Origin of the sequence: Pseudomonas marginalis (assembly GCF_001645105.1) — a bacterium.
Lineage (GTDB): Bacteria > Pseudomonadota > Gammaproteobacteria > Pseudomonadales > Pseudomonadaceae > Aquipseudomonas > Aquipseudomonas petroselini.
Genome location: NZ_LKEG01000061.1, coordinates 7,004 through 19,091 on the forward strand (window position 1 = coordinate 7,004; position 12,088 = coordinate 19,091).

Consider the following 12,088-nt stretch of genomic DNA (forward strand, 5'->3'; position numbering starts at 1 on the left):
GAGCGGAACCAACAGTGGCCGTTACCTGAATAACGGATATGTACTCAGTCTGATCCAACATCCAGGTCGGCCGTTAGGCCCCGGTGCGAGCCCCCCCACAGGACATCGTTTCAAAGCCCCATCAAGGGCTGTAGTACCCGACCGCCACCATAAAATGCCCAGCCTTGCGCACATACGCATGCTTATTCTCAACCCTGTCAGTCACCGGGTTCTTCCAACGGTACTTGTATTCCCCCTGATCCTGCTCCGCCATCATCCTGAGAATCGGCTCCCCCACCGGCTTGCCATCCGGATCCTTGATCTTGCTGAAGTCAGTATTCACCAGCCGCAGATTAGTGCCATGGGCCACATAGCGCTGGGTATTCAGGTCGACCACAAACACATAGAGATCATCCTGCAAGAACCCCCCCTGCAATGAGTTAATGGCCTTGAGCGTACCGCTTTCATCCTTGAGCAACGCGTTCACCGCCTTGTTGCGCAAGGCCCTGGCCTGTTCCGGCGTGGCCCGAGGCAAGTAATAACCCACCGCCAGGATGCGTTCGCCCACACGCTGATAAAACACGTGTTTATGCTCGACCTTGCCATCGTTCCAGTTCTGCCAGCGGTAATCGGCCTGCTGGATGCCCTGGCCTTCCGGACGCTTGAGCGCGTCCTTGAACGACTCACGCAAATCCGGGCCGAGCACTTCAGACACATCGCGGCCGATCAAGGCGGAGGAGGGCCCACCACTGGCCAGCAACACGCCCTGGGTGTCGACCACGAACACATAGCGGTCGTGGTCGACGAATTCGCCCTGCCGGCTGAAGGCGGCAAACGCCTTGTCGCCGTTGCTCTTGTAGTAAGCCAAGGCTTTTTCCAGCAATGCCTTGGCCGCCTGCGCGTCCTCGTCCTGAGTCGTCGCGGCGTGCACCTGGCTGAAACACAACAGCAGCAGCCAGGTGAGTCGGAGCAATCCCTTCATGGCCCATCCCTCGTTATTGTTGGTGTGACCACAGCGTAGACGCCTGTGGCTCAAGGCGCCGCCAGCCATTGATTAACAATGCCGTCATACACCCCGGTGGCCACGCTCAAGTGCAACCACTGGTCGACATAGCTCTTCCACGCCACATCATCACGCGGCAGCAAAAAGGCTTTTTCGCTGTACTGCATCTGTCGCTCCGGGTTGACCGCGCACAGGCCTGGCTTGAGTTTTTGCTGGTAACGCGCTTCGCTGGCGTCGGTGATCATCACGTCGGCCTTACCCGCCAGCAGCTCGTCGAAGAGGGTCACGTTGTCGTGCAAACGTATTTGCGCCTGGCCCAGATGGGTGCGGGCGAACACTTCGTTGGTGCCACCCGCCGGTTCGATCACGCGCACTTGGGGCTGGTTGATCTGCTCGACGGTTTGATAGCGTTGTACATCGGCGCAGCGCACCAGTGGGATCTTGCCGTCGACGCCCAGGGTTTGGCTGAAGAAGGCTTTCTTCTGGCGTTCCAGGGACACCGAAATTCCGCCCACGGCAATATCGCAGCGCTGGGCCAGGAAGTCCGGCATCAGCGTTTTCCACGTAGTGGGCACCCATTGGATTTTAGCGTTGAGGCTTTTTGCCAAGGACTCGGCCATGGCGATGTCGATGCCTTCATAACTGCCATCGGCGCGCAGGGACGTGTAAGGCTTGTAGTCGCCGGTGGTGCACACCGCCAGCGTGCCGCGCTGGAGTACTTCGTCCAGGCGCGAGGGGGCGGTGTCGGCCAGGGCGCTGGTCGCCAGACCGAGTACACACAGGGCTAAAAGAGCTTTCATGCGGTCGAGTCCTTGGAGCATGTCGAGGGCGCTCATTATTTCCAGCGCGGGGCAGGGTGGCAAGGTGCGTCGAATGTTTAGCCAAGCTGCAACCAAACTCCGTCAACCCTGGATTTAAACACCTATACAGGCGTGTGACGCTCGCGCTTATCTCTCGCACTGTGATTCCCGCATGGACGGCTCCTCCGACACTCACCCCGCGACACTGCCGTCCGATCTCGCGTTCTGGGCCCTGTTCCACTGCCGACACGCACGCCCACCAGACACCTTATTCCTACGTTGATCCATCCCCTGGATGGCGCGCGCCTGTGCGCCTGCCCGACACATACGTATGAGAATGCCCATGAGTGTTTTTGCCAGTCTGCACGAAGCCCAGTCTTTCCTCGAACAACACCCGGACATCGAAATGTTCGAGCTGTTTATCCTCGACAACAATGGCGTGCCGCGCGGCAAGTTGTTGCACCGCGATGAGTTGCTGGCGGTGTATGAGAGTGGTCGGCCGCTGCCCAGCACCATTCTTGGCCTGACCATCAACGGCGACGACGTGGAAAACTCGGGGCTGGTCTGGGAGGTGGGCGATATTGACTGCCGCGCCTACCCGATCAGCGGCAGTTTGCAGCGCATGCCGTGGCGGCTGATCCCCACTGCAGCGGTGCAAGTCAGCATGCACCCGACAGAAGGCCTGCCCGCCACCGTGGCCGACCCCCGGCATTTGTTGGTCAAGGTGATCGACGGCCTCAAGGCCGATGGTTATTACCCGGTGATGGCGGCGGAACTGGAGTTCTACCTGCTCGACCAGAAGCTCGACAGCAATGGCCGCCCGCAACCGGCGCGCGATGTGGATGGCGGGCGCCCGCGCTCGACCCAGGTCTACGGCCTGCGCGAACTGGAGCAGATCGAGCCGTTCCTCGCCGACCTCTACAGCGCCTGCAAGCTGCAGGGCATTCCTGCGCGCACGGCGATTTCCGAATACGCGCCGGGCCAAGTGGAAATCACCCTGGAGCATCGCACCGACGCCCTGCAAGCCATGGACGAAGCCGTGCGCTACAAACGCCTGGTCAAGGGCGTGGCACATAAACACGGGATGACCGCCTGCTTCATGGCCAAGCCGTTCGACGACCTGGCCGGCACCGGCATGCACATGCACGTGAGCCTGGCGGATGCCGAGGGCAACAACCTGTTCGCCAGCGAAGCCACCGACGGCACGCCGCTGCTGCGCCAGGCGGTGGGCGGCATGCTCAGCACCTTGCTCGATTCACTATTGATGTTCTGCCCCAACGCCAACTCCTACCGCCGCTTCCAGGCCAACAGCTACGCGCCGCTGGCCGCCACTTGGGGCGTGGACAACCGCACCGTCAGCCTGCGCGTACCGGGCGGGCCGGCCAACTCCCGGCATATCGAACACCGTATCTGCGGCGCCGACGCCAACCCTTACCTGGCCGCGGCGGCGATCCTGGCCGGCATCCATCGCGGCATCCGTGAACAACGCGACCCCGGCGCCCCGGTAGAAGGCAACGGTTACGCCCAGGCCAAGGAGTTGCTGCCCACCGACTGGTTGACCACCCTGCGTGCCCTTGAAGATTCACGCTGGGCGCGAGAGGCATTCGGCAGTGAATTCCTCGGCGTGTACCTGGCGGTAAAACGCGCCGAATACCGTCAGTTCATGGGCGAAGTGGGCGAGCAGGATTGGCGTTGGTACCTGCACCCGGCGTGATCAGGTTTACGGCAGTGAAGGCTTCGACCTTTTTTTGACATTGCAGTGGTTAAGCTGCGAATCAAGGTCGTTCACTACCGTTCAACCCACATGAGCCCGCGATGTCGCCACAATCACCTTCCTCCATCGAGATCGAATACGCCGAGCGTTGCGACCGTGAGCACGCCAGGGTCTGCGGCGAAACACATCCGCCCGGGCTGCGACAGCGCCTGGCGTCGTGGCGCGACGAATGGATGGTGCGCCAGGCGCTGAAAGTCGCCGGTGAACCCGGGCTGTTGCTGGACCTGGCCTGCGGTTCGGGGCGCTTCTGGCCGGTGTTGGCCGAACACGTCAACCGGGTGATCCTGGCCTCGGACAATTCCCAGGACATGCTCGACCACGCTCGCACCCACCACCCCGTGTCGTTGCTCAAGCGCGTCAAGACGTTCCAGGGCTCGGCGTTTTCCATCGGGTTGTCGGCGAATGCGGTGGACTGCATTTTCTGCCTGGAATTGTTTCGCCATGTACCCAGCAGCGAAGGGCGACTGGCGTTGCTGCGCGAGTTTCACCGGGTCAGCCGCGACACGGTGATTGTCTCCGTGCCTTCTCGTACCGCCGTAGAGGACGAGTTTCGCCAGTCCGGCTTCAAGGTCCTGCATCATCAGGAATTCATGCCGGGCTCAAGCCTGTGGCGGGTCTATGTGTTACGTAAGAGAGGATAAGTCCCGCCTGTCGGACTATTCTTCACCTCCTGTCTGAGTTTTCATGGTCGCCTGTGCACTGCGAATGCTCGCAAGTCCCTTTCGCGATATATACTGCGCGCCATTCTTCAAGGGAGAGCCGTGTGGCCATCGATATTCACTGGATCTGCGACAACGATAGCCTCGGCCAGCACTGCGCCGAATGGCAGCAGTTGCCATTCGTCGCCCTCGACACCGAATTCATGCGGGTCGACACCTTTTATCCCATTGCCGGGCTGATCCAGATCGGTGATGGCGTACGCGCTTACCTGATCGACCCCCTGACCATCGACAACTGGCAACCCCTGGCCGCCTTGCTGGAAAACCCGGCGGTGATCAAGGTGGTGCACGCGTGCAGTGAAGACCTCGAAGTGCTGCTGCGCTTGACCGGCAGCCTGCCGGTGCCGTTGTTCGACACCCAATTGGCGGCGGCTTACCTGAACCTCGGTTTTTCCATGGGCTATTCGCGCCTGGTGCAAGCCGTGCTGGATATCGAGCTGCCCAAGGGCGAGACCCGCTCGGACTGGCTGCAGCGGCCGCTGTCCGAGACGCAGATCAGCTACGCCGCCGAAGACGCGGTGCACCTGGCCGAGGTTTACACGCGTTTGCGTCCACGACTGTCCGACGAAAAGTACGCCTGGGTGCTGGACGACGGTGCCGAACTGGTCGCCAACCTGCGCCGCGAAGTCGACCCGTACGAGGTGTACCGCGATGCCAAGCTGGCGTGGAAACTGTCGCGTGCCCAACTCGCCGTGCTGCGTGAACTGTGCGCGTGGCGCGAGCAGCAAGCCCGTGCGCGTGACCTGCCGCGCAATCGTATCATTCGTGAGCACTCGTTGTGGCCCCTGGCCAAATCCCAGCCGGATAACCTCGCCGCCCTGGGCAAGATCGAAGACATGCACCCGCGCACCGTGCGTCAGGACGGCCAGTTCCTGCTGGACCTGATCAAACGGGCCGGCAGCGTGCCGATGGACCAATGGCCGCCCGCCGTTGCCGAACCGTTGCCGGTGGATGCCGCCGCTTTGATCAAGCAACTGCGCGCCTTGGGCCAAACGTTCGCCGAGCGCCTGGACATGGCGCCGGAACTGATGCTGCGCAAGAAAACCCTGGAGGCCCTGGTCAAAAGTGGCTACCCCGACGGGCCTTATAAATTGCCAGACTCGCTGCGTGGCTGGCGCCGCGAGTTGATGGGCCAGGCGCTGCTCGACAGCCTGGCCACTGCCGGAGAACAGCCTTGAAACGTATTTGCTCCATCTATCGCAGCAAGAAAAAAGACGGGATGTACCTCTACGTGCTGAAAAGCGATGCCCTGGAGCGGGTGCCTGAACCGTTGATGGAGGCCTTCGGCAAGGCCCATCACGCGTTCGACATGGTGCTGACGCCCGAGCGCAAACTGTCCCGCGAGGACATCGCCGTGGTCCTGGAAAACCTCGACAAGCAGGGCTACCACCTGCAAATGCCGCCGGCCGAGGACGAGTACATCGAACACTTGCCCGAAGAGCTGCTGCGCCGCAACGACCCGATGTGATCGATCCGTGCCCCGTTCGGGGTACTTGCTTTAATGGAATCGTATAAGTGAGCGGTGGCCGTAAGGATGCGGGCGGCCGCTCGTACTGTTTTTGAAAGGTTTTAAGCATGCGTGTTCTGATTGCTGAACAGGATCACCCGCTCTACGCCCAATTACTGGGCGAGGCGGCACCGGACCTGGAAGTGCTGACCAGCGGCGACTCGGCCGAGCTGTCACGCCTGGCCGCCGATTGCCCGGTATGGCTGGGCCAGCCGGACCTGCTGGCGACGTTATTGCGTCAAGGCCATCATCCGCAATGGCTGCAATCGACCTGGGCCGGCATCACCCCGTTGCTGGCCGAAGGCCTGCCCCGCGATTACCGCCTGACCCGTGCAGTCGGCATCTTTGGCCAGGTCATGGCCGAGTTTGTCCTCACCTACATGCTCGGGCACGAGCGCGAAGTGTTGGCGCGTTTGGTCAGCCAAGTCGAACGTAAATGGGACAACCGCATGGGCCAGAGCCTGGCGGGGCGCAAGGCGCTGATCGTCGGCACCGGCGATATCGGTCAGCGTGTTGCCGATTTCCTGCTGCCCTTTGGCGTGAAGCTGTACGGCATCGCCAGCACCGCACGCGAACAGGCGCCGTTTATCGAAGTGGCCGGGCTCGACCAACTGGGCCGGCTGGTGGGGGAGGTGGACTACGTGATCAACCTGCTGCCCAACACGCCGAGTACCCATGACCTGTACGACGCGGCGCTGTTCAAGCAATTCAAGTCGACCGGCTTGTTCATCAACGTCGGGCGCGGAGTAGCGGTGGTCGATGCCGACCTGGTCGAGGCGTTGAAAGAGGGCCATTTGGCGGGCGCGGTGATCGACGTCTGCCGGCAGGAGCCGTTGCCGCAGCGTCATCCGTTCTGGACCGCTTGGGGTCTGCTGCTGACCGGGCACAGCTCGGCGCCGACATCGCCGGAGTTGATGGTGGAGCTGTTTGTGCAAAACCTGCGGGCGTATGAGGCCAAGGAAGCGCTGCGCGGCGAAGTGGATTTCGAGCGCGGTTACTGACACAACACAACTCCAAATGTGGGAGGGGGCTTGCTCCCGATTGCAGTGGATCAGTCAAAGCAATCAGTGACTGTCACTCCGCTATCGGGAGCAAGCCCCCTCCCACAGTTCGGATTGCGTCAGGCTTAGAGGCTGAAATCACCCTCGGACACCAGCTCGCTCAACGGCTTGCGCGGGCTGGGTGTTTCGCGGCCTTGCAGGTATTCAGGCAATGTCGACTTATCGCCCAACTTGCCCACGGCCACGGCGGCATGCAGTGCATATCCTTCCGGGATTTTCAGCTCTTTGCGGGTCAGTTCCTGATCGAAGCCGGCCATGCCGTGGGTGTGCCAGCCGCTGAGGCTGGCTTGCAGCGCCAGGTGACCCCACGCGGAACCGGTGTCGAAGGTGTGCCACAGGGCCGGGGTTTCTTCCGTGGCACCGGGGGCGATGAAGTCGGTTTTCGAGGCGATGATCACCAGGGCCGACGCATGCTGGGCCCAGCCACGGTTGAATTCATTCAGCAAACCGAGGAAACGCTCCCAGTCCGGCGTGTCGCGGCGCGCGTAGAGGAAACGCCACGGCTGCGAGTTGTAGGCGGAAGGTGCCCAGCGTGCGGCTTCGAAAAAGCTCAGGAGGGTTTCCTGGGAGATGCTCTCGCCCGTGAAGGCACGAGGCGACCAGCGGTCGGTGAACTGGGTGTGGATCGGATAGTCGGCAACACGGGTCATGAGCAGTTCCTGATCGTCAATTCGGCGCTCAAAGCTACTGCGCGGCCACTAGACTGACAAGTGTTGTTACACCGCCAGTCGCTAGCGCTTGGTTCCAGGCGCCGTGGGCACTAGACTGGCGGCCTTTTCACCTACCGATACTGATGTAGAGCCATGGCCGCCAAAGTCGAACCTTTCTGGATACGCAAAACCCTTGAACACCTCGACCAGGAGGAGTGGGAGTCGTTGTGCGACGGCTGTGGCCTGTGCTGCCTGCAAAAGCTTGAGGACGAAGACGACAACAGCGTTTATTACACGCGTATCGCCTGCAAGCTGCTCGACCTGAAAACCTGCCAGTGCACCGACTACCCCAACCGCCGTGCGTCGGTGCCGGACTGCATCCAACTCACCCCGGGCCAGGCCGACCAGTTCAAATGGCTGCCGCCGACCTGCGGCTACCGGTTGGTCAGCGAACGCAAGGACCTGCCGCTGTGGCACCACCTGGTCTGCGGCGACCGCGACGCCGTGCACCATGAACGTATTTCCCAGTCCGGGCGCATGCTCAGCGAAGGCAGCGTGCCCGAGGATGACTGGGAGGATTACCTGATTTTCCGCGCGGGCTGAACAAGGAGTGGGTATGAGGGGGGGATTCAAACTGGCGGTACCTGTGGTGCTGCTGGCGCTGAGCACGCCGGCGTGGTGCGCAAAGAAAGTCGACCTGGATTATCACGTCAAACTGTTGCCCCAGAGCGATCAGGCCGAGGTACGTGTAAGCCTGTCCCAGGGCTCGGCGGTACGCAGCCTGAACTTCGACCTGGGCCGCGATGGCGACTACAGCGACTTCAAGGCCGACGGCCAGTGGAGCATCAACGAGCACCGTGGCCTCTGGCAGCCCAGCGCCAGCAAAGCCAGCCTGACCTACCGCGTGCGCCTTACCCATGCGCGCAAACCGGGTATCTATGAAGCGCGCATGACGCCGAGCTGGGCGTTGTTTCGCGGTGAAGACCTGGTGCCAACCGCACGGCTTGACCAGCAGGATGGCGTCGAGTTGGTCTCGCGCCTGGTGTTCGAGCTGCCGGCCGGCTGGAAAAGCGTCGAGACCGCCTGGCCGCGCATCGGCAAGAACACGTTCCGTATCGACAACGTCTCGCGCCTGTTCGACCGGCCCACCGGCTGGATGCTCGCCGGCAACCTCGGCAGCCGCCGCGTGCGCCTGGGCGAGACGGAAGTCACCGTGGCCTCGCCCAAGGGCCAGGCGATGCGCCGTATGGATGTACTGACGTTGCTGACCTTCGTCTGGCCTCAGGTGGAAGCCGCGTTCCCGCGGCATCCGGCCAAGCTGCTGGTGGTGGGCGCCAGCGACCCGATGCGCCGTGGGGCGTTCTCGGCACGCGACTCAATCTACCTCAACAGCCGCACGCCGCTGGTCAGCGAAAACGGCAGCAGCCCGTTGGTGCGTGAAGTGGTGCAGGCGATTGGCCGCTTCAATGACCACGACACCAGTGACTGGATCAGCGAAGGCCTGGCCGACTATTACGCCATTGAACTGGTGCGCCGAGCCGGGGGCATCACCGATGAGCGGTATCAGTCGATACAGGCGCGCCTGGCCAAGGAAGGCAAGGATGTGACCAGCCTGCGTGGCGAACACGTCAGCGGCACGACGGTGTCACGGGCGGTGGTGGTGCTGCAGGAGCTGGACCGCGAGATCCGCGTGAAGACCCATAACAAGCGTTCACTGGATGACCTCGCGCAAGCGGTGATGCGGGCAAACAGCATCACCACTGCGGAGTTTGTGCAACTGGCCGAGAGCATCATCGGCGAGTCGTCAGTGGTGCTGGATTCCAAATTATTGCATTGACGCAAAACCACGGTGGGAGGTGGCAAGCCCCCTCCCACCGTGGGATCTTCAATCTCGTTGAGCGTGGCGTCAGCCAGCGGTTTTGGTGGCTTTCTCAACCGCCACTTCGGCCTTGGTCTTCAAGTTCTTCAACTCTTCCCCGGCTCGTTCGATCTTCGTGCGCACCGTGTTCATTTCATGGCGGCCCTGTTCCAGCTTGTCTTTGAGCGAACTGTGCCCAGTGAAGCCACGTGCCAGCGCCACGCCGCCGATCGCTATCTGGATCAAGCCGAAAAGCCCGCCACGGCGCAGGCCTTTGCCAACCATGATCACGCCACCGGCCACCGAGCCGATACGTTCCCAGCCGTGCACGTTTTGCGTGGGCTGAGGTTCAAACGGGGTGTGCTCGATGATAGGGCGCAAGGTTTTGCTGTCGCTCATGGTCTGTCTCCAACAAGGGCTAGTGATAAATAGCTGACTGCCCGCAGGCGCCGGATGTTCCCAAAAAATCAGTACTTGGGGCCCGAGCGGGTGTTGTTGCCCTTGGCCAGGCGGTCATAGAGCACCACGTTGACGGTGGCGGCGAGGTTCATGCAGCCGGTGGTCGGGATGTACACAACGTCTTCACACCAGTCGCGGATCTCTTTGTCGAGGGAGCCGTCTTCCGGGCCGAAAATGTACAGCGCGCGGTCGGGGTGGGTGTACTCCGGCAGCGGGCGGGCGCCTTCCACCAGTTCCACAGCAACGGGAATGCAGCCCAGCGGCAGGATCTTTTTCAGGTCATCGATGCCGATCAGCGGAATGTCGTGGTGGACTTTCTTGGTGTCGGTGATGAAGTCCCGGGCGCGCTCGTAACGCACGCCGGTGTAGAACACCGAGGCCACGCCGTAGCAGCCGGCGGCGCGCATGACCGAGCCGACGTTTTCGGGGGATTTGGGGTTATACAGACCGATGCAGCTGTAGCGTTTATTGCCCACGGGGAAGGGTGCCTTGGAGAAAAACGGCGATTATACGGGGATTGGCCTAAACAATGTGGTGAGCGGGCTTGCCCCGCGCTGGGGCGCGAAGCGGCCCCAACGCCAATTACCGCCTGTTTACCTGGCTTTATTGGGGCTGTTGCGCAGCGCTAGCCCGCTTACCCCATTCAGTCGTCTTTCTTCATCAACCCCGCCAACGCCGCAAACGGGTTATGCGTGGCCTTGGCAATCGTCGGGCTGCTGGTGGAGCCTTCGCCGAAATACTGCTGGTCGGTATAACGCGAGTGCTCGTTGTCGTGGCAATACAGGCACAACAACTCCCAGTTGGAACCGTCCTGGGGATTGTCATCATGATTGTGGTTACGGTGGTGTACGGTCAGTTCACTCAAGCGTTTGCCGGCAAACTCACGCGCGCAGCGGCCGCACACGTGGGGGTACATCTTCAAGGCTTTGTCGCGGTAGCCCATTTCCCGGTCGCGCTGGGCATCGGCGAGGATGCGGTCCAGCTTGGCGGTGTGGGAGGGCGGGTTGGTTGAGCTCATCATGGCTCCTGGCTATTTGATGGTTCACGGATAGGGTTGATTCTAGCCGCTCGCGTTGTAAATAACCGCTTCACTTTATCGATAAGGATTTGAAACTCATGCGTCTGCATTCATGGACTGTTGCATTGTTGCTGTGTGGGATGGCTGCCCACGCCCAGGCATTCTCTATACCCCAGCCTGGGCAGGTGATCGAGGTGGCCCTCGAACAATTGCACCCGACCCAGGCTGTGGTGGGGTTTGACCAGATTTACTACAGCCTCGGGCTGTTTGCCGACAAGCCTGCCAAGGTCTTTGATGAATACTGTGAAACCAATGGCCAGGGCGAGGCGGATAAAGTCCCCAAGGGCGCCGACCTGCATAAGCCTGCCAGCTTTACCTGCAAGGACCCGGTGGGCAGCCATCCCGAGGACATGAAAACCGTGGTGGTCGGCCCCGGTGGCCAGTTGTACCTGACCGACGGTCACCACAGCTTCACCACCTTGTGGGAGGTGCCCGGCGGCGGTCCCCGCTTGAAAATGTGGGTCAAGGTTACGGATGACTTCAGCAACAGCCCGGACATGCAGCGTTTCTGGCAGCGCATGCAGGCCGCGCGCAAAGTCTGGCTCAAGGACAATCAAGGCCAGGCCCTGCCGCCTGAGCAGTTGCCGGCTCACCTGGGGTTCAAGCATCTGCAGGACGACACCTTTCGCAGCCTGGTGTATTTCACTCGTAAGGCTGCTTATGGGAAGCCTGATGCTGGCGAAGTTGCGCCGGAGTTTCTGGAGTTTTACTGGGGGAACTGGTTGCGCACGCAGATCGACCTGGGGGCTTTCAACCTGAACAAGAAGGGCGGCTATAGCGACGCCATTGAGGCGGTGGCCAAGCGGATGGTCAGCTTGGCGCCGGGGGCACAGGTCGGTGACAGCGGGTTTACTGCCCAGCAGTTGGGCGGTATGACCAAGCTGGACCGCGATGAGCTGGAGAAGACTTTCGACAAAAAAGTGCCGTATGTGATTGATTACCGCAAATCTCGAAACTGATGCGGGGCGAAATGTGGGGGCTGGTTTGGCTGTGATTTGGGCACCTGGGTGTATGAGGTTCACCGTACAGGTATGGGGCTGGACCTGTGGCGAGGGAGCTTGCTCCCGCTGGCGGCCTAACGGCTGACTGCAATCTGACTGTTGCCACGCGATCAAAGTGTGGGAGGGGGCTTGCCCCCGATAGCGGTGTGTCAGTCGATTCATCAGGTGACTGATTCAGCGCCATCGGGGCCTCGGTATC

The 12,088-nt window shown here is 61.4% G+C and carries 14 protein-coding genes; 8 read left to right on the forward strand and 6 right to left on the reverse strand.

Annotated elements, in window-relative coordinates; translation table 11 throughout:
* Positions 1-121 precede the first annotated feature (121 nt).
* Both AO064_RS29195 and AO064_RS29200 read right to left on the reverse strand, forming a co-directional pair.
* Positions 122-961 (reverse strand): cache domain-containing protein, encoded by an 840-nt coding sequence (locus AO064_RS29195; protein ID WP_043204951.1) that lies wholly within the window; start codon positions 959-961, stop codon positions 122-124.
* 50 nt (positions 962-1,011) lie between these two features.
* The gene (locus AO064_RS29200; RefSeq protein ID WP_064055442.1) at positions 1,012-1,782 is read right to left on the reverse strand and encodes a transporter substrate-binding domain-containing protein; all 771 of its coding nucleotides are present in this window, start codon (positions 1,780-1,782) and stop codon (positions 1,012-1,014) included.
* A 343-nt stretch (positions 1,783-2,125) separates the two neighbouring features.
* On the opposite strand from AO064_RS29200, the gene AO064_RS29205 reads away from it, so the two are divergent.
* The 5 genes from AO064_RS29205 to AO064_RS29225 all read left to right on the forward strand — a co-directional run bounded on the left by AO064_RS29205 (position 2,126) and on the right by AO064_RS29225 (position 6,783).
* The gene (locus tag AO064_RS29205; protein WP_064055438.1) at positions 2,126-3,496 is read left to right on the forward strand and encodes a glutamine synthetase family protein; all 1,371 of its coding nucleotides are present in this window, start codon (positions 2,126-2,128) and stop codon (positions 3,494-3,496) included.
* Between the two features lie 101 nt (positions 3,497-3,597).
* Complete coding sequence (locus AO064_RS29210) at positions 3,598-4,197, forward strand: class I SAM-dependent methyltransferase (protein ID WP_046036821.1); 600 nt, start codon at positions 3,598-3,600, stop codon at positions 4,195-4,197.
* Between the two features lie 122 nt (positions 4,198-4,319).
* Positions 4,320-5,453, forward strand: coding sequence for a ribonuclease D (gene rnd / locus AO064_RS29215; RefSeq protein WP_012722809.1), 1,134 nt, complete (start codon positions 4,320-4,322; stop codon positions 5,451-5,453).
* On the forward strand, positions 5,450-5,743 hold the full coding sequence (locus tag AO064_RS29220; protein ID WP_003189597.1) for a YcgL domain-containing protein: 294 nt from the start codon (positions 5,450-5,452) through the stop codon (positions 5,741-5,743). Before rnd ends, AO064_RS29220 begins: the two co-directional genes overlap by 4 nt.
* 107 nt (positions 5,744-5,850) lie before the next feature.
* Positions 5,851-6,783 carry a D-2-hydroxyacid dehydrogenase gene (locus tag AO064_RS29225; RefSeq protein ID WP_012722810.1) on the forward strand — a complete coding sequence of 311 codons (933 nt, stop codon included), beginning with the start codon at positions 5,851-5,853 and terminating at the stop codon, positions 6,781-6,783.
* A gap of 125 nt (positions 6,784-6,908) precedes the next feature.
* Here the strand turns inward: AO064_RS29225 and AO064_RS29230 are convergent, their stop codons facing one another.
* Positions 6,909-7,493, reverse strand: coding sequence for a nitroreductase family protein (locus tag AO064_RS29230; RefSeq protein ID WP_012722811.1), 585 nt, complete (start codon positions 7,491-7,493; stop codon positions 6,909-6,911).
* Positions 7,494-7,646: 153 nt separating this feature from the next.
* On the opposite strand from AO064_RS29230, the gene AO064_RS29235 reads away from it, so the two are divergent.
* Entirely contained in the window at positions 7,647-8,096 is a 450-nt protein-coding gene (locus AO064_RS29235; RefSeq protein ID WP_003172524.1) for a YcgN family cysteine cluster protein, read from the forward strand.
* Between the two features lie 13 nt (positions 8,097-8,109).
* The gene (locus AO064_RS29240) at positions 8,110-9,330 is read left to right on the forward strand and encodes a hypothetical protein (RefSeq protein WP_064055439.1); all 1,221 of its coding nucleotides are present in this window, start codon (positions 8,110-8,112) and stop codon (positions 9,328-9,330) included.
* Between the two features lie 69 nt (positions 9,331-9,399).
* Here AO064_RS29240 and AO064_RS29245 read toward each other — a convergent pair whose 3' ends face one another.
* From AO064_RS29245 to AO064_RS29255, 3 genes are all read right to left on the reverse strand, one after another.
* The gene (locus tag AO064_RS29245) at positions 9,400-9,750 is read right to left on the reverse strand and encodes a YgaP family membrane protein (protein WP_012722814.1); all 351 of its coding nucleotides are present in this window, start codon (positions 9,748-9,750) and stop codon (positions 9,400-9,402) included.
* A gap of 68 nt (positions 9,751-9,818) precedes the next feature.
* Positions 9,819-10,286, reverse strand: coding sequence for an RNA methyltransferase (locus AO064_RS29250; protein WP_003189607.1), 468 nt, complete (start codon positions 10,284-10,286; stop codon positions 9,819-9,821).
* Between the two features lie 167 nt (positions 10,287-10,453).
* Positions 10,454-10,828, reverse strand: coding sequence for a YajD family HNH nuclease (locus AO064_RS29255; RefSeq protein WP_003210675.1), 375 nt, complete (start codon positions 10,826-10,828; stop codon positions 10,454-10,456).
* A 98-nt stretch (positions 10,829-10,926) separates the two neighbouring features.
* Between AO064_RS29255 and AO064_RS29260 the strand changes: the two genes are divergently transcribed.
* On the forward strand, positions 10,927-11,847 hold the full coding sequence (locus AO064_RS29260; protein WP_064055440.1) for a ParB/Srx family N-terminal domain-containing protein: 921 nt from the start codon (positions 10,927-10,929) through the stop codon (positions 11,845-11,847).
* Positions 11,848-12,088 lie beyond the last annotated feature (241 nt).

What these genes read in the sequence shown, in the direction of transcription:
- AO064_RS29195 (WP_043204951.1), bottom strand. Translation starts at nt 961, where the DNA reads ATGAAGGGATTGCTCCGACTCACCTGGCTGCTGCTGTTGTGTTTCAGC.
- AO064_RS29200 (WP_064055442.1), bottom strand. Translation starts at nt 1,782, where the DNA reads ATGAAAGCTCTTTTAGCCCTGTGTGTACTCGGTCTGGCGACCAGCGCC.
- AO064_RS29205 (WP_064055438.1), top strand. Translation starts at nt 2,126, where the DNA reads ATGAGTGTTTTTGCCAGTCTGCACGAAGCCCAGTCTTTCCTCGAACAA.
- AO064_RS29210 (WP_046036821.1), top strand. Translation starts at nt 3,598, where the DNA reads ATGTCGCCACAATCACCTTCCTCCATCGAGATCGAATACGCCGAGCGT.
- AO064_RS29225 (WP_012722810.1), top strand. Translation starts at nt 5,851, where the DNA reads ATGCGTGTTCTGATTGCTGAACAGGATCACCCGCTCTACGCCCAATTA.
- AO064_RS29230 (WP_012722811.1), bottom strand. Translation starts at nt 7,493, where the DNA reads ATGACCCGTGTTGCCGACTATCCGATCCACACCCAGTTCACCGACCGC.
- AO064_RS29235 (WP_003172524.1), top strand. Translation starts at nt 7,647, where the DNA reads ATGGCCGCCAAAGTCGAACCTTTCTGGATACGCAAAACCCTTGAACAC.
- AO064_RS29240 (WP_064055439.1), top strand. Translation starts at nt 8,110, where the DNA reads ATGAGGGGGGGATTCAAACTGGCGGTACCTGTGGTGCTGCTGGCGCTG.
- AO064_RS29245 (WP_012722814.1), bottom strand. Translation starts at nt 9,750, where the DNA reads ATGAGCGACAGCAAAACCTTGCGCCCTATCATCGAGCACACCCCGTTT.
- AO064_RS29255 (WP_003210675.1), bottom strand. Translation starts at nt 10,828, where the DNA reads ATGAGCTCAACCAACCCGCCCTCCCACACCGCCAAGCTGGACCGCATC.
- AO064_RS29260 (WP_064055440.1), top strand. Translation starts at nt 10,927, where the DNA reads ATGCGTCTGCATTCATGGACTGTTGCATTGTTGCTGTGTGGGATGGCT.